This window comes from Paenarthrobacter sp. A20 (genome assembly GCF_024168825.1).
GTDB lineage: Bacteria > Actinomycetota > Actinomycetes > Actinomycetales > Micrococcaceae > Arthrobacter.
On sequence record NZ_JALJWH010000001.1, the window covers coordinates 103,767 to 123,936 of the forward strand.

Here is a 20,170-nt window from a genome sequence, read left to right on the forward strand (position 1 = left end):
TTAAACGACGGCGGCTCCCTCACCACACCCAAAAACACCACAGACTTCGCCCGAAAGGGCAAAAAACAAGGAGTACACCATGGCAAAGATGCGCACCGTTGATGCGGCCGTAGCCATCCTGGAAAAGGAAGGCGCAACCGAAGCTTTCGGTCTGCCCGGCGCAGCGATCAACCCCTTCTACTCAGCAATGCGTGCCCACGGCGGCATCCGCCACACGCTGGCCCGCCACGTTGAAGGCGCCAGCCACATGGCTGACGGCTACAGCCGCGCAGCCGATGGCAACATCGGCATCTGCATCGGCACCTCGGGCCCCGCAGGCACGGACATGATCACTGGCCTGTACGCAGCCCAGGCTGATTCCATCCCCATGCTCTGCATCACCGGCCAGGCACCCGTTGCCAAGCTGCACAAGGAAGACTTCCAGGCTGTGGACATCGAGTCCATCGCCAAGCCGTTGACCAAGTTCGCCATGACCATCCTGGAACCGGGCCAGGTTCCCGGCGCGTTCCAGAAGGCGTTCCAGCTGATGCGCTCGGGTCGCCCGGGCCCGGTCCTGCTGGACCTGCCCATCGATGTTCAGATGGCCGAGATCGAGTTCGACATCGACGCCTACGAGCCCTTGCCGGTGGAGAAGCCCAAGGCTTCCCGCAAGCAGCTGGAAAAAGCTCTGGACCTGCTGACCGCTGCCAAGCACCCGCTGATCGTTGCCGGTGGCGGCATCATCAACGCCGGTGCTTCGGCCCAGCTGGTTGAGCTGGCCGAGATCCTGAACGTTCCCGTTATCCCCACGCTGATGGGCTGGGGCGCCATCCCGGACGACCACCAGCTGATGGCCGGCATGGTTGGCCTGCAGACCTCGCACCGCTACGGCAACGAGACGTTCCTTCAGAGCGACTTCGTGATCGGCATCGGCAACCGTTGGGCCAACCGCCACACCGGCGGCCTGGACACCTACACGGCCGGCCGTAAGTTCGTGCACATCGACATCGAGCCGACGCAGATCGGTCGCGTTTTCTCGCCGGACTTGGGCATTGCGTCCGACGCCGGTGCGGCGCTGGACGGTCTGTTGGAACTGGCCCGCGAACGCCAGGCAGCAAAGACCCTGCCGGACTACTCGGGTTGGGTTGCCGAGTGCCAGGAGCGCAAGGGCTCCCTGCACCGCAAAACCAACTTCGACAACGTGCCCATCAAGCCGCAGCGTGTGTACCAGGAGATGAACAAGGCCTTCGGCCGCGACACCACCTACGTGTCCACCATTGGCCTGTCGCAGATCGCCGGCGCACAGATGCTGCACGTCTTCGGTGCCCGCAAGTGGATCAACGCAGGCCAGGCCGGCCCGCTGGGTTGGACCGCTCCCGCCGCTCTGGGCGTTGTTCGTGGAACCCCGGACGCCACCGTTGTTGCCCTGTCCGGCGACTACGACTTCCAGTTCATGATCGAGGAACTGGCAGTGGGCGCACAGTTCAACCTGCCGTACATCCACGTTGTGGTGAACAACAGCTACCTGGGCCTGATCCGTCAGAGCCAGCGCGGCTTCAACATGGAACAGAACGTTTCCCTGGCCTTCGAGAACATCAACAGCCCGGAGACCAACGGCTACGGCGTGGACCACATCAAGGTTGCCGAGGGCTTGGGCGTCAAGGCCATCCGCGTTGAGGACCCCAACGATCTGCCTGCCGCTTTCGACAAGGCCAAGGCACTGATGGGCGAGTTCAAGGTTCCCGTGGTTGTTGAAGTGATCCTGGAAAAGATCACCAACATCTCCATGGGCGTTGAGATCAACGGCGTGAACGAGTTCGAAGAGTTGGCAGAAACCGCGGCGGACGCACCCACCGCGATCCTGACCAAGGCCTAGAGAAAACAGTAAGGAGGCACCGGAATGCGTGTTGTCATCGCCCCGGACAAATTCAAGGGCTCGCTGTCCGCACCCGACGTCGCCGAGCACCTGGCAACAGGACTCCTGGCGGGGTACGGACAGACGAACTTTGAAGTAACACGCATTCCGGTGGCCGACGGCGGCGAAGGAACCATCGACGCCGCCATCGGCTCCGGCTTCACCCGCCGGACCACCACCGTCACCGGCCCGCTCGGCGAGCCAGTGCAGGCCGACTTCGCGGTGCGGGACCAGGAAGCTGTCATCGAAATGGCGGCAGCTTCCGGTCTCGCCCTCCTGCCGGACGGCCCCACGTCCCAGACGGCCAAAACCGCAACCAGCATCGGCACGGGCGAACTCATCCGCGCCGCGCTGGACCTCGGCTGCCGCAAGATCATCCTGGGTGTCGGCGGCAGCGCCAACACCGACGCCGGCGCGGGAGTCCTGCAGGGCCTCGGCGCCGTCTTCCTGGACGAGAACGGCAACGAGCTCCCCGGCGGCGGTGCCGCCTTGGCACAGCTGAATAGCATCGACTTCTCCAACTTCGACGTCCGCGTTGAGGCAACGGAGTTCGTGTTGGCGTCCGACGTCGACAATCCCCTTTTGGGGGCCAGCGGAGCCCCAGCCATCTTCGGTCCGCAGAAGGGCGCGACGCCGGACGACGTCACCGAACTGGACGCCGCAGCAAGCCACTTCGTCGACGTCCTCGCGGCAACAACCGGGCAGCATGCCAAGTACGCCGCCAAGGCAGAAGGTGCTGGAGCGGCAGGCGGCGTTGGCTACATTGCCATCGCGGCACTGAAGGCAGAGCGGCGGCCGGGTATCGACGTCGTGCTTGAGTTCACTGAACTGGAGCGCAGGCTCAAGGGCGCCGATCTGGTGATTACCGGAGAAGGCAGCCTGGACGAGCAAAGCCTGCTCGGCAAGACCCCCATGGGAGTCTCGCGGGCGGCACAGAGGAACGGGGTTCCCGTGATCGCAGTCTGCGGCCGGAGTACCCTGAGCCGTGAACAACTCACGGACGCCGGCTTCCACACGGTCCATGCACTGACCGATCTGGAAAAAGATGTCCAAAAATGTATCGCTGAAGCAGGTCCGTTGCTTGAACAATTAGGTAAGCACATAGGCGTGTACCTGGCGGAACGGACCGAAAACAAGGAGTACCTCAATGTCTGAAGCAATCGGCGCCTATGACCTCGTTATCCGGGGCCAGCGCATCCTGACCACCGCCGGCCTCGCAGCCCGCGAAGTTGGCATCCGCGACGGCGTCATCGTCGCCATCGAACCCCTGGGCAACGGCCTCACGGGCAACGAGGTCATCGAACTCGCAGACGACGAAACCCTCATCCCCGGCCTGGTGGACACCCACGTCCACGTCAACGAGCCCGGCCGCACCGAGTGGGAAGGCTTCGCCTCCGCCACCCGTGCCGCAGCAGCCGGTGGCGTGACCACCATCATCGATATGCCGCTGAACAGCATCCCGCCCACCACCAGCGTGGACGGCCTGGAGCAGAAGCGCGTGGTCGCCAAGGACCAGGCGTTCGTGGACGTCGGATTCTGGGGCGGTGCCATCCCGGGCAACAAGAGCGACCTCCGCCCGCTGCACGACGAAGGCGTGTTCGGCTTCAAGTGCTTCCTCCTGCACTCCGGCGTGGACGAGTTCCCGCACCTGGACGCGGACGAGATGGAAGAGGACATGGCTGAGCTCAAGTCCTTCGACTCGCTCATGATCGTGCACGCCGAGGACTCCCACGCTATTGACCGCGCCCCGCACCCCGGCGGCGACCACTACGAAACCTTCCTCGCTTCCCGCCCCCGCGGTGCTGAGAACAAGGCCATCGCCGAGGTCATCGAACGAGCCCGCTGGACCGGCGCCCGCGCCCACATCCTGCACCTCTCCTCCTCAGACGCGCTGCCCATGATCGCCTCAGCAAAGCGCGACGGCGTCAACCTCACCGTTGAGACGTGCCCGCACTACCTGACACTCATGGCCGAAGAAATCCCCGACGGCGCCACGGCTTACAAGTGCTGCCCGCCCATCCGTGAGGCCTCCAACCGCGAGCTCCTCTGGAAGGGCCTGCAGGACGGCACCATCGACTGCATCGTCTCGGACCACTCCCCCTCCACACTGGATTTGAAGGACCTGGAAAACGGCGACTTCGCCGTGGCCTGGGGCGGAGTTTCCTCGCTCCAACTGGGCCTGTCCCTGATCTGGACCGAAGCCCGCCACCGCGGCATCCCGCTGGAACAGGTCGTGTCCTGGATGGCCGAGAAGCCTGCCGCCCTGGCCCGCCTGCACAACAAGGGCCAGCTCGCCCTGGGCTACGACGCCGACTTCTCCATCTTCGCCCCGGACGAAGCCTTCGTTGTGGACGTCACCAAGCTCAAGCACAAGAACCCGATCACGCCATACGACGGCCGCCCCTTGGCCGGCGTCGTCCGCAAGACCTACCTGCGCGGCACCGCGATCGACGGCCAGAACCCCGGCGGCAAGCTGCTCCGCCGCGGCAACGTTTAGGCCTACCGCCATGGCAGTCAATGCCTACGGGCCGCCGCCGTCGCGAGGACCCGCAGCACGCGGAGCTTCCTCGGGACGACGGAACGGCCTGACCACACCTGGCCTGACCGCGCACGGGTTGGCTCTCTGGGTCAACCCGGCCGAGGGTGACGAGATCGATCCTGAGGTCTGGGAACGGGCAGCACGCCTTGTGCTGGCCCGTGCCATGAAACTTGCCCCGGAGGCGGAAGTCCGCATCTGGCCCGCCACCGGGGCAGAGCACTCCGGCGTCGGCGATTCATCCTGGGGCGGCACTCCGCAGGACATCGCCGACGCCGGTACCAACGGCACACTTTCGCTCGCCGATGCCCTCGCGGAGGCGCGTTCGGTGTCCCGTTCTGAAGCCGTTTCCGACGGCGGCGACCGCACCGAAGCGGGCGGCAGCACCGCCGTCGAGCCCGTAACGTTGGCGAGCCGCCGCAGCCAACTTGCGGTGGACCTCGCTGCTGAAGTAGTGCTGTTGGACGGCGAGCCGGTTTCCTTTACTGGCATGGAATACAAGCTGCTGCGCTACCTCGTGGTCAACTGCTCACGGGCCATCAGTCGTGAAGAATTGCAACGTTTTTTGGAGTCATTTGACCTCCCCGGCGCGGCATTTCGCTCGATCGACGTTTATGTTGGAAGGGTGCGGCGGAAGCTAGGCTCCGCCCGACACACCGTCGCCACCGTCCGTGGTGGCGGCTACCAGTTCGTGCCAGGGCCCTATGCCACAGTGCGCGGACCTGCGGAATACAGCATCTAAGTTCGCTGTTGTAAAAGATCAACGCCCGCAATTTGTATGACCGCTGTTGTTTGAAATGAAGGCCGGCTTTTTGCCGGTGAAACGTAAAGGATCGCCATGACCCAGAAACTCCTCGTCGGAACGCAAGCACCTGACTTCGCGCTTCTCGACGCCGACGGCACCAAGGTCTCGCTGTCCGATTACCGCGGACGCAACGTCATTGTGTACTTCTACCCGAAGGCAGCCACCCCCGGCTGCACCACCGAGGCCTGCGACTTCCGCGACAACCTCGCCAGCCTGCAGGGCAAGGGTTACGACGTCATCGGGATCTCCCCGGACGCCCCGGAAGCCCTCTCCAAGTTCACTGGTGAATTTGCCCTGACCTTCCCTCTGCTCTCCGACGAAGACCACGCTGTGGCCCTCTCCTACGGCGCATGGGGCGAGAAGCTGGTTGACGGCGAAATCGTCGAAGGCCTGGTCCGCTCCACGGTGGTCCTCGACGGCGAAGGCACCGTCAAGCTCACCCAGTACCAGGTTGCTGCGCAGGGCCACGTCCAGGCGCTCAAGGAAGAGCTGGGCGTCTAACCCACTCTCACCTCCAGCGTGTTTGAGCGGATCGCTCTCTCACCTAACTGCACAATTCTTGTAACGCCCGCTCACTCTTGTGAGCGGGCGTTTCATATGCCTTGACTAAACGTGACAAATCTTCAGCAGCAGTAGTTAATGGAGCCATGGTCTCTTCCACCCCCGTACGCCACGCTGTCGTCGTCGAAGATGACGCCGACATCCGCGGACTCCTCGTCCTCGTCCTCGAGCAGCTCGACTTTGTGGTGACCGAAGCACCTGACGGCCTGTCCGGCGTCGAAGCAGTCCGCAGTACGAACGCAGAACTTGTGACCCTCGATGTGAACCTCCCAGACATCGACGGCATGGAAGTTTGCAAGCGACTTCGCGAATTTTCGGACGCCTACATCCTCATGCTGACGGCGCGGGCCGACGAGATCGACCGACTCAACGGCCTGGACATCGGCGCCGACGACTACATCAACAAGCCCTTCAGCCCCAAGGAACTCCAAGCCCGCATCCGCGCACTGTTCCGCCGGGCCCGCACGCCGGCCGCGGCAGCCGAAGACACCGGCCAAACGGACGAGCTGGCCCGTGCAGCAGTGGTGCAGCAAAGCCTGCTCCCGCGGGAAACAGTCCGCCTCGAGGGATACGACGTCGCCGGCGCCTTCCGCCCGACCCGCAGCGTTGGCGGGGACTTCTACGACTGGTACCAGACCCGCGACGGCATGCACCTGACGTTCGCGGACGCCATGGGCAAAGGCATGGGCGCGGCCCTGATCGCGGCCACCGTCCGCGCGGTAATGCGGTCGGTGGCGGACACCCCGGCCATCGATGCCGCCTTCGCCTCAGCCAGCGCCACTATCGCGTCGGACCTGGACCAGTCCGGCTCATTCGCAACCATGTTCCACGCGCGGCTGGACGCTCTGTCCGGAAAGCTCAGCTATATCGACGCCGGTCACGGCCTCGCGCTGCACATCCCGGCCGAGGGGGCGGCGCAGAGGCTTGTGTCCGCCGGACCTCCCGTGGGCATCCTCGACGGACAGCACTGGGCCGCCGCCGAGCTTCAGCTGGAGCCCGGCGACTCGCTGGTTATTGTCAGCGACGGCGTACTGGACGCCCATGCTTCACTGGAGGATTTCATCCGGAACGTGGAAAAGGCCGCGCGGAGCGAGGGCACGTCGGACGGAGTGTGCGCCGCCCTTCTTGAGTTGGCACCTGCTGCAACAGCGGAAGACGACGTGACCGCCGTCGTGGTTCACCGCAAACCGGACATCGGGCGCTAATTACACAAGAGGGGGATTGTGACACGTTTCTGGACCCGGCTGCTGGTTCTCCTGACAGTCATTCTGGGCGTCAACTATGTGGCGTGGCGTTGGATGGCGTCCCTGAACTGGGATGCGTGGTGGATCGCGGTTCCGTTGGTGATCGCTGAAACGTACAGCCTCATCGACGTGATGCTGTTCGGGCTGACGGTGTGGAACCTCAAAATCCGGAAGCCGCCGCCCGCGCCCCCGGAGACGGCCACTGTGGACGTCTTCATCACCACCTATAACGAGCCCTTGGACCTGGTCATGACCACGGCCCTGGCGGCCAAGGACATCCGCTGGCCGCACAGCACCTGGATACTCGACGACGGCGATCGGCCCGAGATGCGCCAACTCGCCGAGTCGAACGGGATTGGCTACGTCACCCGCGGCGCTGATTGGACGCCGGACATGCCGCGGCACGCCAAAGCAGGCAACCTGAACAACGCCCTGATGGTGACCGCGGGCGAGTACCTGTTGATTCTCGACGCCGATCAGATCCCCGAGCCGGACATCCTGGACAAGACGCTGGGCTACTTCAACGACGACCGTGTGGCGCTGGTCCAGACTCCGCAGTACTTCATCAACGTCCCCGCCGACGATCCCCTGGGCAGCCAGGCACCCCTGTTCTACGGCCCCATCCAGCAAGGGAAGGACGGCTGGAACGCAGCGTTCTTCTGCGGCTCCAACGCGATCCTGCGCCGGGAAGCCCTCATGCAGTTGGGCCTGGTGGGCTACGTCAAAGCCACGGAGAAGAGCGTCCGCCGCGCGCTGGCTGCGTCCCGCTCGGCCATCAAGAAGGCACGGCGCTCGGAAGAGGCCCGCAACCCGCTGGTGGAGCAGATGCTGAACCAGGTTGAAGCGGCCACGGAAACCGCCCAGACCGAACTGGATGCCGGCGCATCCCTCAGCGAGATCACGTACCGGGTGCGCCGCAAAGTGGACGAAGCCGTCCGCACCCTGGTGGCCGCCGATTTCTCCGCGCTGCAGGCCGACCTCGAAGAGATCGCTGCGATGGAACTCGCCCACGTCGGTGAGTCCGGCGTGACCACGGTGGCGAGTGACGCCGTCGACCGTATGTCCGGACGCGATTGGTCCCCCCTGGGTGCGCTCGAGTCGGTCCACGCTGTCCTGGACGCCATCTCCGTGGAACGCACCGACGAAGCCCAACCGATCATGCCCCTGGCCACCATCTCGGTCACCGAGGACATGGCCACGGCCATGCGTATTCACTCCCTCGGCTGGAAGAGCGTCTACCACCACGAAATCCTCGCCAACGGCTTGGCACCCGAAGACCTCAAAACCATGCTCACCCAGCGCCTCCGCTGGGCCCAGGGCACCATGCAGGTCCTCCTTCGCGAAAATCCACTGGTCCAGCCTCGGCTCTCCTGGGGCCAGCGGCTCATGTACTTCTCCACCATGTGGAGCTACCTGAGCGGCTTCGCGGCCGTGGTGTACTTCGCGGCTCCCATCATTTACCTGACGCTCGGTATCCTGCCGGTGAGCAGCCTCAGTTGGGACTTCTTCATCCGCTTCATCCCGTTCATGGTGGTGAACCAACTGCTGTTTGTGGTGGCCGGGCACGGTATCCCCACCTGGCGCGGACAGCAGTACAGCCTTGCGCTGTTCCCCACCTGGATCAAGGCATGTACGACGGCGGCGCGGAACGTTTGGTTCGGACGTCCCCTCGGGTTCGCCGTCACCCCCAAGGCCAGGCAGAGCGGCGGCCCGAGCTGGAGCCTGATCCGGCCGCAGATCATCGTGGCAGTGTTGTTGGCTATTGCGCTGGTTGTGGGGATCGCCCGGCTTTTGACTGGTCTTTCGGAGCCTCTCGGCACGCTGGTGAACGTTGCCTGGGTGGCCTTCGACCTGGTGGTCCTGAGCGTGCTGGTCAAGGCAGTTTTGTACAAGGGATTCGTACCTGAAGGTGCTGGCCCTGAGGATGTTGGGCCGGAGCGCCCCGAAGAGAGGAATGCAGATGCAGTTTAGCTATGAGGTCAAGGACTCCTACGCGGAAGTGAAGAGCGTAGGACGCTTGAACATGGTGGCGGCACCCAAGCTCCGCGAAGTAGTGAACGAAGTTGTGGCCGGCGGGTCCAGCCGGGTTGTGGTCAACCTGGCCGAAACCGACTTCATGGACTCCTCAGGCCTCGGAGCGCTCATCGGTTGCCTCAAAGCAACCCGGCAGGCAGGCGGCGACCTCCGCATCTCCGGTGTTCAGCCACAGGTCAAGATGGTGCTGGAACTGACCAACATGGATCGGGTGCTCACGGCGTATCCGTCGGCCGAGGAGGCGTTCGGAGATGACTGAGGTGATTGCACGCCGGGGTTTCCACGGGCCATCGAATGAGGAAGCGATCGAGGCCATCCACAATGAGCTGGACGCCCTGTGGGACGACGCTGCCTTTGTGCCGGACATGGACCGGATGACGTTCGCAACCGCGGTGATCGAGGCAGCGGCGAACATCGTCCAGCATGCCCTCCCAGTGGCAGAGAAGCCCGTGGAGATCGACGTGGACATCAGCGTCCGCCCCACCCGGTTGGTGGCACAGGTCAGCGCGTACAACGCCCGGGAGCCGTTCGCCGGTGACATGCAGGCTTCGATGCCCGACTCCGACGCCGAATCCGGCCGCGGGTTGGCACTCATCGAGGCGCTGGTGACCACGGTGACCTTCGAGCGCCAGGACGGCACCAACACCTGGATCCTCACCCGCGACACCTGATCCTCTCTCACCCCTGACGCCCTTCCGACCGATCCTCTCTCACCCCTGACGCCCATCCGACCGATCCGCTCTCACCCCTGACGCCCATCCGACCGATCCGCTCTCACCCCTGACGCCCATCCGACCGATCCGCTCTCACCTTCACGGGTTGTTCTACCCATCGCTAAGCGCAACGCAACCGTGAAAGCATTCGGTGAGATCCGCCGTCGGACATTAACTGAACCTGGGGACGATATGAACCGCCGCATGCACCGTAAACTTTGGGCGCTGGCCGCTGCCCTGACGGTGGTGACTCTTGCTGCAGGATGCAGCAGTACCCCCGACGGACCCACCCGCGAACCCAGCAGCGCGCCAGCAGTCACCGCCAGCCCGGCTCCACTGGCCGAGAGCACCGCCAAGTACGACTCCCTGCGTGCCGAGCTGATTGCGGCCTTGGAAAAACAAATGCCCGACATCACTTGGGCTGCGGACGATCCTGCCTCGGTGACCCAAAGCAAAGATGGTAAGTGCGTCTTCCATCCACAAACCATGAAAAGCAGCGCGGACATCGTTGAGCCGTCCAAGAACTTTGAAGAGGTCTTCGCCGCTGCCGACCCCGTCCTCAAGCAGCACGGATTCCCTGCCTTCGACGGCACGGACCCAGTCCCGGGCGGCTGGGTGGTCACGCGCAGTACTGATGGCGTAGGCGCCACGGTCACCATCGAATCAAAGAGCCCGGCGTACCTGCGGATGACAGTCCCAGTGCAGTCCGAGAGCTGCGACACCGACGAGCTATCTCAGGGGGCCAAGTAATGCCGGGATTTTACGGTGCTGACATTGAACAGTTGCGTGCACTCGCCAAGACGATGTCCCGGCACTCGGAGCGAATGACGTCGCTGTCTACGGAGCTGGGTCACCTCATCAGCAATGCGCGGTGGGATGGCCGGGACGCCGCGATATTCCGGGCCTCTTGGGACTCCGAACACCGGCCCATGCTGAAGAAGATCTCCAGCGAGCTGCAGAATCAGGCCAAGGAACTGACCCGCAACGCTGACGAGCAGGACAAGTCCAGTTCGGGAGCGTCGGGGTCCTCGGGCTCCGATCTTTCGGGACGAGGAGATTCGAACCCGCCCGGCGACCCTGGCCCCCTGGACCCGGACGCTCCCGACGTCGATGTTCCCGGCGATGTTCGCGACGATCCCAACGCTGGCGACCCCAGCGACATCAACCAAGGACAGATCGGCGACTGCTGGCTGCTGGCCGGAATCGGCTCGGTGGCCCAGGTGCTGGAGCGCGAAGGCAAGCTGGACGAGTTCCTTGAGGAGCACATGCGTCCCGTCGGCGACCCACCGACGCATTGGGTGGTCACGCTCTACGAAGACGGCGAACCCGTGGAAGTCACAGTGGAGGCCAAGTCCACTGAAGGCGGCGTCCGCGGCGCCGACGGCGAACCCAACTGGCTGTCCATCTACGAGCGAGCGGCAGCTGAGCACCGCGGTGGGTCCTATGACGACATCGACGGCGGGTTCAGCAACGAGGCCATGGAACTGATGACCGGCCAGTCTGCCGATAAGGACGGCGAGCTGAACTTTGATGACATCGAGGACAAACTCTCCGACGGCCAAGCCATTTCCGTGGGCACCGAAGACGTCAAGGACGACGACTTCGACTGGGTGTGGGAGTCTGACGAAGTCAACCGCACTGACGTTGTCCCCAACCATGCGTACGTGGTCGTGGACGTGAAAACCAACGACGACGGCGAGCGCGTTGTGGTGCTGGCCAACCCGTGGGGACCGTCGGGCGGCTACTTGGAAGACGACGACGACCACAAGTCCGGCACGCTGGAACTGACCGAAGATGAGTACAAGGAAAACTTCGACTCCGTGTACTCCGTGGACGTGAAGTAAGGATGGCCGTGGAACAGCTCGTAACAGTGAAGCAAGGGATGCAGCCCACCTTCGATGGCGTCAAAGTGGGCGTGGTCAAAATCGGCATCGCCGACGGCGCCCCCGCAATCCAGTTCTGGATCCGGACCTCAGAGCAGCAGCGGAAGCAGGCCTTCCGCGAAGGCCAGTCGGTCACGCTGCCTGGCGCGGGTTTGCTGACCATCACTTCGATCCAGCCCGCGGACGGCAGTACCGCCGCCTCCGCGACGTTGACGTACGACGCCGGTCACGTCACCGATTGACGGTCGGCGCGGAACGGTGAGAGAGCGACACCAAAAACCCGACGTTAGGTGAGAGAGCGACACCAAAAACCCGACGTTAGGTGAGAGGGCGTCCAGGGGTTAGGCCTTCGCGATGGCCTCTTTCAGCGCGCCCAGCACCAGGGTGACCGAGGCACTGTTGGCGTTCGGGCCCATCATGCCGATACGCCACACGGTGTCCGCGAACTCCCCTACGCCCGAGCCAATCTCCATACTGAAGTTCTCCAGAAGGTAAGCCCGGACGGCGGCCGAGTTGACGCCGTCGGGCACTCTCACCGTGGTGAGGCTCGGCAACCGGGCGCCTTCGGCAGCTAAGAGTTCCAGGCCCATCTCCTGCAGGCCATCTTGCAAGGACGTGCCCGCTGCCCGGTGCCGGGCCTGCACAACGTCCAGGCCCTCGGCGAGAATACGGTCGAGGGCTGCTTCGAGGCCGGCGATCATGGTGACGGGCGCGGTGTGGTGGTAGGTCCGGGCGCCGCTGGCCGCGCCAACGTACCCGCCGAGCAGGCCGATATCGAGATACCAGGACCGGGGATCCCTCACGCGGCGCTCGAACGCCCGGTCTGACACCGTGAACGGCGATAATCCCGGCGGGACACCCAGGCACTTCTGCGTTCCGGCATACCCGACGTCGATCCCCCAGTCGTCCGCCAACAGCTCGAGTCCACCGATGGATGTGACGGCATCGGTGATAAGGAGGGCATCGCCCTTGCCGGCGCCAAGGGCAGCGATGTCGGAGATGACGCCTACGGAGGTCTCAGCGTGGACCGCCGCGATGACCTTGGGATGGGGGTGCGCGGACAGAACCCGGTCGGCGTCGACGGGCTGGCCCCACTCGTGGTCGACGCGAACGACAGTCGCCCCGCACCTCCTGGCCACCTCACACATCCGGGCTCCAAAGAGTCCATTGACAGCAATGACTGCCACGTCGCCGTCGGACACGGTGTTCACGAAAGCCGCTTCCATCCCGCCGGAACCGGTGGCACTCAGCGGGAGTGTTCGCGCGTTGGAGGTACCCCAGACGGTCCGGAGTCCTTCGCACGTGTGATCAAGGCGTTCGATGAACACAGGATCAAGATGCCCCAGCACGGGGTAGGCGAGGGCGGCCATGGCCTCGGGGTAGCAATTGCTGGGGCCGGGACCGAACAGGAACCTGGACGTCAGAATCTCTGGCATGTGCGAACTCCTTAGCTGGTTGAGGTCATTCTGCCCCAGCATGCTGTGCGGTGCGAGCCAAGCGTGCTCCAGCAGGCTTCTTGGGGCGTCGGAGCCGGTCCGTCCCCCAGATGGCCAACGCGCCGAGTGCGAAAAATGCCCCCAGAGCACTGGCCCCGGTCCAGCCCCATACGTCGTACACAGGCGCGACCGTAGCGGCACCTGCAGCACTTCCCACGGAATAGAACACCATGTAGCTGCCAATGATGCTGCTGGCCGACTCCTCGGCTCCCGCCACGATCAGTGTTTGGCTGCTGACGTGGACAGCCTGTACAGCTGCGTCCAGCATGATGATGCCTGCGATGAGCCAGAGCAATGACCAATCCCCTAAGGACAACGCGAACCACGAGCCCAGCAGCAAGGCAAGGCTGAGGCCTGTGACCCGTTCGCCCCATCCCCTGTCTGCCGCCGCTCCCGCCTTGGACGCGGCCAGTATCCCCACCAGGCCAGCCAGCCCGAAGAAGCCAATCAGGCTTGGCGGAAGGTTCCAAGCCGGCCCACTCAGCACTAGGGACATACCGCTCCACAGCACACCGAAAGACCCGAAAAGCAGCATGGTGATGAGCGCCCGCGTGCGGAACACGGGATTGCTCCGGGTCAGGACCACCACAGACCCAACGGTCCGCCAGTAACGAACCTCCCCCCGGACCTGGCGGTCTGACGGCAGGGCCCGAAAAACTGCGACGGCGAGGACGGCACCGGCCGCCGCTGCGAGCACGTAAACAGAGCGCCACCCCCACAGCTCCGTCATCCCACCGGCCACGGTCCGCGCAAGGATGATGCCGCTGACGACGCCGGCCGTAACGGTACCGATGCTTCGACCCCTTTCCGCCGGGGTACTGGATGCGGCGGTGTACGCCACGATGGTCTGCACGACGGACGAGGCCACACCCAGGAGCACGAAGCCCATGAGCAGAGCCGCCTGCGATGACGCGAAGCTCACGACGGACGCTCCCACGGCCGTAGCACCAACTTGGAGGGCGATCAGTGCGCGACGGTCAACCACGTCTCCCAATGGCACCAAAAGAACCAGCCCCAGGAGATACCCGGCCTGCGCTGATGCCACCACCGAACCGACGCCCGCCACAGGGATTCCCAGGTCAGTCCCGATCCGGTCGAGGAGTGGCTGCCCGTAATAGAGGTTCGAGACCATGAAACCCGCCACGACGGCGAGCAACAGCAGGAGGCGTCGGCGTACTCCCTGTCCGGATCTTGTCAGCTCGGTAATGCCCATGGCACGGTTTCCTCTGCTTGGTTTCAATATGCAACCAAATCAGCCTATGACAGAATGGTTTCATGTTGCAACCAACCGAGATGGACTGGACAGATCCCGAATGCCCCGTCGCGAGGGCGGCCGATCTTGTCGGAGACAAATGGACGCTGCTGATCATCAGGGATTCGTTGGACGGAAAACGTCGCTTCTCGGAATTTGAGAAGTCCCTGGGCGTAGCCAAGAACATCCTGTCGGACCGGCTGCGACTACTGGTGGAAAGGGGTGTCCTGACCCGGATTCCCAATGACCGCGGCACCCGCAGCGAGTACGAACTCACGGGCGCCGGACGCGACCTCTTCACCCTGATCCTCAGCCTCCGGCAGTGGGGCGAGCGCAACGCCTTCGCCACCGACGAAAAGCACTCCATCCTGGTCACCAAGGCAACGGGACAGCCGCTTGCACAGCTTCAACCCTTCGCCACTGATGGCAAGGAACTCGACCCGGAGGACACCCTGCTGGTCAAAGTGGGCCAGCCCCTCCCCTGAAGGAACAGCGCCTCTTCAGGATCACCCAAGCCCAAACTGCTAAGGTTACTCACCAACGCGGAGGCCGCCACGGATAGGGGACAAGAGTGACGACTGAAGGAAAAGAGGCGCCGGAGCAAGGCGTCCGTGGCGAAGTAAGCCAGGACAGATTCGTTGCCGGGCAGGATCTGACCCACTGGAAATCACCGGTTGGCCGAACAATGGCGCGGGGCGCGGAATGGGTGACCAAACTCCTTGGCCCATACGCAGCGCTGATCATCACCCTCGTCGTCGGGCTTGCCGCAGCACTCTCCCTGGCTTTGGTCTTCGGCGAAGTCTACGAGTCCGTGACGGAAGCCGACGGCGTAGCGGGCTTGGACGATCCCGTCCTGGCCGCTGCGAAAAGCGTCCGCTCCCCGGCATTGGATGTTGCGGTCACCGCCTACACGAATATTGGCGGCACCGTGGGCATGCCCATCATTGCCGTCGGCATCATGATTTTCCTTGCCGCCAAACGGCGGTCATGGACACCTGTCATCCTGATGCTTGCCGCCGGGCTGGGTTCACTGCTCATCACCATCCTGGGTAAGCCGATCTTCGGCCGTTCACGTCCGGACCTTGCGGACGCCATTCCTCCCTACGAGCATTCCGCGTCGTTTCCCAGCGGCCATTCCCTGAACTCCATAGTGATCGCCGGCATCGTGGCCTACCTGATCATCCTGCGGCTCAAGACCATGCGGGCACGGATCATTACCGTGCTGGTGGCAGGGGTCTTCGCTTTCACCATGGGCCTGAGCCGCGTCTACCTCGGCCACCATTGGCTGACTGACGTGTTGGCGGCGTGGGCCATCGGCGTCGCCTGGTTGGCGCTGGTCATCACCGCGCACCGCCTGTACCTCACCTCGCGAACGAGGCGTCGGAGCGCGGTAGTCTCTTGACACCGGGGCAATGACTCGGCTTAACTGAATTACGTATGCTGAAATAACAGTTCCATGATGCGGAAGCTTGAAGCAAAGGCTTCCTCTTGCAAGAGCAGGAGTTCCGCATAGCCCACACCATGGATGCCAGCATTTGCACGAGGATGTCACAAGCATGGAGCTTGCAGAATTCAACAGTGTTGACCGGGACGAGGCCATCAGGATCCTGACCCCCTGCCTGGATATCAGCCGCTGGGTAGAGGCCGTCGTAGACGCGCGGCCCTTCACCAACGTCGACGAATTGCTGGGCCAGGCCCAGCGCGCCGCCGATCCGTTCACTCCCGCGGAGGTGGAGTCTGCCATGGCGCACCATCCCCGGATCGGCGAACGCCCCAAGGCCCAAACCACCGAGGCCGCGATGTCGCGGTCGGAACAGGCTGGAGTGGACCCGGGAGACAACCAGACCACGGCCGCCCTGGCTGAGGGAAACCTGGCCTACGAGGAGAAGTTCGGCAGGGTATTCCTGATCCGCGCCGCAGGCCGCAGCGCGCAGGAAATGCTCAGCGCCCTCCAGGAACGCATCACCCACACACCCGAAGAAGAAGACACGATCGTGGCTGGCCAATTGCGGGAGATCGCACTGTTGCGCCTCTCCGGATTGATCAGCGAAGGAGTCAACGCATGAGCGTTTCACAAGTAACCACACACATCCTGGACACAGGTTCCGGCCGCCCGGCGGCGGGTGTCGCCGTCGTACTCTACGTCCGCGAAGGTGACGACTGGACCCTTGTGGCGAAGGGCGAAACCGACGCCGACGGTCGCATCAAGACGCTCGGCCCGGAGCGGATTCCCGGCGGCGCCTACCGTCTCAATTTCGCTACCGGCGCCTACTACGAGGGCCTCGGCACAGAGACCTTCTTCCCGGAAGTGGACCTGAACTTCACAGTTTCCGATGCCGGGGAGCACTACCACGTGCCGCTGCTGCTCAGCCCGTTCGCGTTCTCGACGTACCGCGGCAGCTAACTCAACGCCGACCTGACAGTTAATGCCAATGTTCTTGAAGGACATTGGCATTAACTGTCACTTGGGCGGGGAACGGTAGGCTTTAACGCATGGCTTCAGAGGACACCACCCCCAACTCCGCCCGCCGCGAAATCACGGTTCGCAGGGCACCCAAGTTCGTACCCTTCATGATTCTGGGCGCGGTGGTGGGCGCAATCGTGGCCGCGATCATTGCGTACGGCCGCCAGGCCGACCCCGCCTTCGACGCCGGCACAGTCTTCGGTTTCTTCCTGATCGTCTGCGCCGGCGGCGGCGTGATCCTCTTCTCGATCCTCGCCCTGGTCCTCGACCGCATCAGCATCAAACGCTCGCAGCGGGCCGTGGTGGAAGCCGTGCCGGATTCGGTTCCGGACGAGGGGCCAGAGCACGACGACGTCCGCTAAGCCGGGCGCCCGGCCCACCTCTTTTGAGGGGGGCCAGTGTGATACACGCCGCATTTTTGCAGGAACACGCCCAATACCGGGGTCACATAGGCCGCGAGGGAACTTACCACGGCCACAACATGAGACAATCGACCAGTGGCACGTGGCGACGGAAAACTTTCTCATGATCTTCTCCCCGGCGAAAAAGGCCCCCAGGACGCTTGTGGCGTCTTCGGGGTTTGGGCTCCCGGTGAAGAAGTAGCAAAACTCACCTATTACGGGCTGTATGCGCTGCAGCACCGCGGACAAGAATCGGCTGGTATTGCTACCAGTGACGGCAAGCGCATCAATGTCTATAAGGACATGGGCCTTGTGTCCCAAGTCTTCGATGAGACAACCCTGAATACCCTTACCGGGCACCTGGCCGTTGGCCACTGCCGGTATTCCACCACCGGTGCAAGCCACTGGGCCAACGCGCAGCCAACCCTGGGTGCGACAGCAACCGGCACGGTTGCCTTGGCCCACAACGGCAACCTGACCAACACCGCTGAGCTCCGGGAAATGATCCTTGAGCGCAACGATGGCCAGCTGACCGGTGAAATGAAGCAGGGCAACACCTCTGACACCGCATTGGTGACCGCACTCCTTGAGGGCGAAGAGGGCAAGACCCTGGAGCAGACCGCACTGGAGCTGCTGCCCAAGATCAAGGGTGGCTTCTGCTTCGTCTTCATGGATGAGGGAACCCTCTACGCAGCCCGCGACACCTACGGCATCCGTCCGTTGTGCCTTGGCCGCCTGGACCGCGGTTGGGTGGTAGCGTCCGAGCAAGCCGGCCTGGCCACCGTTGGTGCGAGCTTCATCCGCGAAATCGAGCCCGGCGAGTTCATCGCCATCGACGAGGACGGCGTCCGTTCGCAGCGCTTCGCCGAGGCAACACCGGCTGGCTGTGTCTTCGAATACGTTTACCTCGCCCGCCCGGACGCTGCCATTGCCGGCCGCTCCGTGTACGAGGCCCGCGTTGAGATGGGCCGCCAGTTGGCCCGCGAAAACACGCATGAGGCAGACCTGGTCATTCCCGTTCCCGAGTCCGGTACCCCAGCGGCTGTTGGTTACGCCGAACAGTCGGGTATCCCGTTCGCACACGGCTTCGTCAAGAACGCCTACGTGGGCCGTACCTTCATCCAGCCGTCGCAGACCCTGCGCCAGCTGGGTATCCGGCTCAAGCTCAACGCCTTGGAATCCGTCATCCGCGGCAAGCGCATCGTTGTGGTGGATGACTCGATCGTCCGTGGCAACACGCAGCGCGCCATCGTGCGAATGCTCCGCGAAGCCGGTGCCGCTGCGGTGCACGTGAAGATCTCCTCTCCCCCGGTTCAGTGGCCCTGCTTCTACGGCATCGATTTCGCGTCCCGTGCGGAACTCATCGCCAACGGCGCCACCATCGAGGAGATCTCCCAGGCAATCGGTGCTGACTCGCTGGCCTACATCTCCGAAGACGGCATGATCGGCGCTACCCAGCAGCCGCGCGAACGTCTCTGCACTGCCTGCTTCACCGGCAAGTACCCCATCGAGCTCCCGCACGCGGACAAGCTGGGCAAGAACCTGCTGGAGCGCACCGACCTTGGCGGCCTGGAACCGGCCGCAGAGTCCGACTCAGTGGACGATTCCGAGGACCCCGCCGAGAAGCCGGGCGCCACGGGCTGCGATCCCGGACCCGACGCCGAATTCGAAAACCTGCTTACCGACGCTGATCGTTTGACCGACGCCGACAAGAAAGAGTCTGTATGAGCTCCGCTACCCCCGCCGCTGAGAACAACTCCGGCATCACCTACGCTTCTGCCGGCGTCGACGTTGAAGCGGGCGACCGCGCAGTCGAACTCATGAAGGGCGCCATCAAGGCGACGCACAACTCTTCGGTGATTGGCGGCGTCGGCGGTTTCGCTGGCCTGTACGACGTCTCGAAGCTCCTGACCTACAAGAAGCCGCTACTCGCCACCTCCACTGATGGCGTGGGCACCAAGGTTGCCATCGCGCAGGCCATGGACATCCACGACACCATCGGTTTCGACCTGGTGGGCATGGTGGTGGACGACATCGTTGTGGTGGGTGCTGAGCCGCTCTACATGACCGACTACATCGCTTGCGGCAAGGTCGTGCCGGAGCGCATCGCAGACATCGTCCGCGGTATCGCTGCTGCCTGCTCCGTTGCCGGTACTGCCCTTGTGGGTGGCGAAACTGCTGAGCACCCGGGCCTTCTGGGTGAGCACGAGTACGACGTCGCAGGTGCCGCCACAGGCATCGTCGAGGCCGACGCCCTGCTCGGCCCGGACCGCGTCCGTGCCGGCGATGTCGTCATCGGCATGGCTTCCTCCGGCCTGCACTCCAACGGTTACTCCTTGGTCCGCCGCGTCATCAACCACGCCGGCTGGGCACTGGACCGCCAGGTTTCCGAGCTCGGCCGCACGCTGGGCGAAGAGCTCCTGGAGCCCACCCGCGTTTACGCAGCCGACTGCCTGGACCTCGCCCGCGCCTTCCCCGTCACCGGCGGCGCAGCGGTTCATGGCTTCAGCCACGTCACCGGTGGTGGCCTGGCCGCCAACCTGGCACGTGTCCTTCCGCAGGGCCTCGTGGCCACGGTTGACCGCAATACCTGGGAACTGCCCGCGATCTTCAAGCTGGTCTCCGAGCTCGGCAACGTTCCGCTGGCCGACCTGGAGCGCACGCTGAACCTCGGCGTGGGCATGGTGGCCATCGTTTCCGCGGAAGCAGCCGACGCCGCTGTTGCCCGCCTCAACGACCGCGGACTTCCGTCCTGGGTCATGGGTACCGTGTCGGCTGACAGCGACTCGATCGACAAGACCGGGCCGGACTACGTCCAGGGCGCCAAGGGCGTCGACGGCGGCGCTGTCCGTTTGGTGAACGCCTACGCCTAAGCGGTTTATCGCCT

The 20,170-nt window shown here is 63.9% G+C and carries 21 protein-coding genes; 19 read left to right on the top strand and 2 right to left on the bottom strand.

From position 1 onward, the window contains the following. Positions 1-79 precede the first annotated feature (79 nt). The 12 genes from gcl (at position 80) to J3D46_RS00555 (ending at position 11,912) form a co-directional block, all read left to right on the top strand. The gene (gene gcl / locus J3D46_RS00500) at positions 80-1,855 is read left to right on the top strand and encodes a glyoxylate carboligase (RefSeq protein WP_253464536.1); all 1,776 of its coding nucleotides are present in this window, start codon (positions 80-82) and stop codon (positions 1,853-1,855) included. Positions 1,856-1,879: 24 nt separating this feature from the next. Beyond that, positions 1,880-3,049: a glycerate kinase gene (locus J3D46_RS00505; protein WP_253464538.1), complete on the top strand. Its 1,170-nt coding sequence runs from the start codon at positions 1,880-1,882 to the stop codon at positions 3,047-3,049. Next, positions 3,042-4,391, top strand: coding sequence for an allantoinase AllB (gene allB, locus J3D46_RS00510; RefSeq protein ID WP_253464541.1), 1,350 nt, complete (start codon positions 3,042-3,044; stop codon positions 4,389-4,391). The genes J3D46_RS00505 and allB overlap by 8 nt, the downstream gene beginning before the upstream one ends. A gap of 10 nt (positions 4,392-4,401) precedes the next feature. After that, positions 4,402-5,172 (top strand): winged helix-turn-helix domain-containing protein, encoded by a 771-nt coding sequence (locus J3D46_RS00515; protein ID WP_253464544.1) that lies wholly within the window; start codon positions 4,402-4,404, stop codon positions 5,170-5,172. Positions 5,173-5,268: 96 nt separating this feature from the next. Further along, positions 5,269-5,736 carry a thioredoxin-dependent thiol peroxidase gene (gene bcp / locus J3D46_RS00520; RefSeq protein WP_253464546.1) on the top strand — a complete coding sequence of 156 codons (468 nt, stop codon included), beginning with the start codon at positions 5,269-5,271 and terminating at the stop codon, positions 5,734-5,736. Positions 5,737-5,882: 146 nt separating this feature from the next. Further along, positions 5,883-7,001 (top strand): PP2C family protein-serine/threonine phosphatase, encoded by a 1,119-nt coding sequence (locus J3D46_RS00525; protein ID WP_253464548.1) that lies wholly within the window; start codon positions 5,883-5,885, stop codon positions 6,999-7,001. 18 nt (positions 7,002-7,019) lie between these two features. After that, the gene (locus J3D46_RS00530) at positions 7,020-9,011 is read left to right on the top strand and encodes a glycosyltransferase family 2 protein (protein ID WP_253464550.1); all 1,992 of its coding nucleotides are present in this window, start codon (positions 7,020-7,022) and stop codon (positions 9,009-9,011) included. Continuing rightward, positions 9,001-9,333 (top strand): STAS domain-containing protein, encoded by a 333-nt coding sequence (locus J3D46_RS00535; RefSeq protein ID WP_159706254.1) that lies wholly within the window; start codon positions 9,001-9,003, stop codon positions 9,331-9,333. The genes J3D46_RS00530 and J3D46_RS00535 overlap by 11 nt, the downstream gene beginning before the upstream one ends. Then, on the top strand, positions 9,326-9,745 hold the full coding sequence (locus tag J3D46_RS00540; RefSeq protein WP_231338313.1) for an ATP-binding protein: 420 nt from the start codon (positions 9,326-9,328) through the stop codon (positions 9,743-9,745). The genes J3D46_RS00535 and J3D46_RS00540 overlap by 8 nt, the downstream gene beginning before the upstream one ends. 246 nt (positions 9,746-9,991) lie before the next feature. Then, positions 9,992-10,537 carry a hypothetical protein gene (locus tag J3D46_RS00545; RefSeq protein ID WP_253464552.1) on the top strand — a complete coding sequence of 182 codons (546 nt, stop codon included), beginning with the start codon at positions 9,992-9,994 and terminating at the stop codon, positions 10,535-10,537. After that, positions 10,537-11,631, top strand: coding sequence for a C2 family cysteine protease (locus J3D46_RS00550; protein ID WP_253464554.1), 1,095 nt, complete (start codon positions 10,537-10,539; stop codon positions 11,629-11,631). The genes J3D46_RS00545 and J3D46_RS00550 overlap by 1 nt, the downstream gene beginning before the upstream one ends. 8 nt (positions 11,632-11,639) lie before the next feature. Further along, positions 11,640-11,912: a hypothetical protein gene (locus J3D46_RS00555; protein ID WP_231338316.1), complete on the top strand. Its 273-nt coding sequence runs from the start codon at positions 11,640-11,642 to the stop codon at positions 11,910-11,912. 99 nt (positions 11,913-12,011) lie between these two features. Here the strand turns inward: J3D46_RS00555 and J3D46_RS00560 are convergent, their stop codons facing one another. Both J3D46_RS00560 and J3D46_RS00565 read right to left on the bottom strand, forming a co-directional pair. Beyond that, positions 12,012-13,106 carry an alanine--glyoxylate aminotransferase family protein gene (locus J3D46_RS00560; protein WP_253464556.1) on the bottom strand — a complete coding sequence of 365 codons (1,095 nt, stop codon included), beginning with the start codon at positions 13,104-13,106 and terminating at the stop codon, positions 12,012-12,014. 25 nt (positions 13,107-13,131) lie between these two features. Next, positions 13,132-14,379, bottom strand: coding sequence for an MFS transporter (locus tag J3D46_RS00565; RefSeq protein ID WP_253464559.1), 1,248 nt, complete (start codon positions 14,377-14,379; stop codon positions 13,132-13,134). A 62-nt stretch (positions 14,380-14,441) separates the two neighbouring features. Between J3D46_RS00565 and J3D46_RS00570 the strand changes: the two genes are divergently transcribed. The 7 genes from J3D46_RS00570 to purM all read left to right on the top strand — a co-directional run bounded on the left by J3D46_RS00570 (position 14,442) and on the right by purM (position 20,156). Then, positions 14,442-14,903, top strand: a complete 462-nt coding sequence (locus J3D46_RS00570) for a helix-turn-helix domain-containing protein (RefSeq protein WP_253464562.1) — start codon at positions 14,442-14,444, stop codon at positions 14,901-14,903. Between the two features lie 86 nt (positions 14,904-14,989). Then, positions 14,990-15,820, top strand: a complete 831-nt coding sequence (locus J3D46_RS00575; RefSeq protein WP_253464565.1) for a phosphatase PAP2 family protein — start codon at positions 14,990-14,992, stop codon at positions 15,818-15,820. Positions 15,821-15,974: 154 nt separating this feature from the next. Next, on the top strand, positions 15,975-16,484 hold the full coding sequence (gene uraD, locus J3D46_RS00580) for a 2-oxo-4-hydroxy-4-carboxy-5-ureidoimidazoline decarboxylase (RefSeq protein ID WP_253464568.1): 510 nt from the start codon (positions 15,975-15,977) through the stop codon (positions 16,482-16,484). Continuing rightward, positions 16,481-16,822, top strand: coding sequence for a hydroxyisourate hydrolase (gene uraH / locus J3D46_RS00585; protein WP_017199951.1), 342 nt, complete (start codon positions 16,481-16,483; stop codon positions 16,820-16,822). The genes uraD and uraH overlap by 4 nt, the downstream gene beginning before the upstream one ends. An 89-nt stretch (positions 16,823-16,911) precedes the next feature. Beyond that, on the top strand, positions 16,912-17,244 hold the full coding sequence (locus J3D46_RS00590) for a hypothetical protein (protein ID WP_231338322.1): 333 nt from the start codon (positions 16,912-16,914) through the stop codon (positions 17,242-17,244). Positions 17,245-17,379: 135 nt separating this feature from the next. Beyond that, positions 17,380-19,011: an amidophosphoribosyltransferase gene (gene purF, locus J3D46_RS00595; protein ID WP_231338323.1), complete on the top strand. Its 1,632-nt coding sequence runs from the start codon at positions 17,380-17,382 to the stop codon at positions 19,009-19,011. After that, positions 19,008-20,156 (top strand): phosphoribosylformylglycinamidine cyclo-ligase, encoded by a 1,149-nt coding sequence (gene purM / locus J3D46_RS00600; protein WP_231338324.1) that lies wholly within the window; start codon positions 19,008-19,010, stop codon positions 20,154-20,156. Before purF ends, purM begins: the two co-directional genes overlap by 4 nt. Positions 20,157-20,170 lie beyond the last annotated feature (14 nt).

What these genes read in the sequence shown, in the direction of transcription:
- gcl (WP_253464536.1), top strand. Translation starts at nt 80, where the DNA reads ATGGCAAAGATGCGCACCGTTGATGCGGCCGTAGCCATCCTGGAAAAG.
- J3D46_RS00505 (WP_253464538.1), top strand. Translation starts at nt 1,880, where the DNA reads ATGCGTGTTGTCATCGCCCCGGACAAATTCAAGGGCTCGCTGTCCGCA.
- allB (WP_253464541.1), top strand. Translation starts at nt 3,042, where the DNA reads ATGTCTGAAGCAATCGGCGCCTATGACCTCGTTATCCGGGGCCAGCGC.
- J3D46_RS00515 (WP_253464544.1), top strand. Translation starts at nt 4,402, where the DNA reads ATGGCAGTCAATGCCTACGGGCCGCCGCCGTCGCGAGGACCCGCAGCA.
- bcp (WP_253464546.1), top strand. Translation starts at nt 5,269, where the DNA reads ATGACCCAGAAACTCCTCGTCGGAACGCAAGCACCTGACTTCGCGCTT.
- J3D46_RS00525 (WP_253464548.1), top strand. Translation starts at nt 5,883, where the DNA reads ATGGTCTCTTCCACCCCCGTACGCCACGCTGTCGTCGTCGAAGATGAC.
- J3D46_RS00535 (WP_159706254.1), top strand. Translation starts at nt 9,001, where the DNA reads ATGCAGTTTAGCTATGAGGTCAAGGACTCCTACGCGGAAGTGAAGAGC.
- J3D46_RS00540 (WP_231338313.1), top strand. Translation starts at nt 9,326, where the DNA reads ATGACTGAGGTGATTGCACGCCGGGGTTTCCACGGGCCATCGAATGAG.
- J3D46_RS00545 (WP_253464552.1), top strand. Translation starts at nt 9,992, where the DNA reads ATGCACCGTAAACTTTGGGCGCTGGCCGCTGCCCTGACGGTGGTGACT.
- J3D46_RS00550 (WP_253464554.1), top strand. Translation starts at nt 10,537, where the DNA reads ATGCCGGGATTTTACGGTGCTGACATTGAACAGTTGCGTGCACTCGCC.
- J3D46_RS00560 (WP_253464556.1), bottom strand. Translation starts at nt 13,106, where the DNA reads ATGCCAGAGATTCTGACGTCCAGGTTCCTGTTCGGTCCCGGCCCCAGC.
- J3D46_RS00565 (WP_253464559.1), bottom strand. Translation starts at nt 14,379, where the DNA reads ATGGGCATTACCGAGCTGACAAGATCCGGACAGGGAGTACGCCGACGC.
- J3D46_RS00570 (WP_253464562.1), top strand. Translation starts at nt 14,442, where the DNA reads ATGTTGCAACCAACCGAGATGGACTGGACAGATCCCGAATGCCCCGTC.
- uraD (WP_253464568.1), top strand. Translation starts at nt 15,975, where the DNA reads ATGGAGCTTGCAGAATTCAACAGTGTTGACCGGGACGAGGCCATCAGG.
- uraH (WP_017199951.1), top strand. Translation starts at nt 16,481, where the DNA reads ATGAGCGTTTCACAAGTAACCACACACATCCTGGACACAGGTTCCGGC.
- J3D46_RS00590 (WP_231338322.1), top strand. Translation starts at nt 16,912, where the DNA reads ATGGCTTCAGAGGACACCACCCCCAACTCCGCCCGCCGCGAAATCACG.
- purM (WP_231338324.1), top strand. Translation starts at nt 19,008, where the DNA reads ATGAGCTCCGCTACCCCCGCCGCTGAGAACAACTCCGGCATCACCTAC.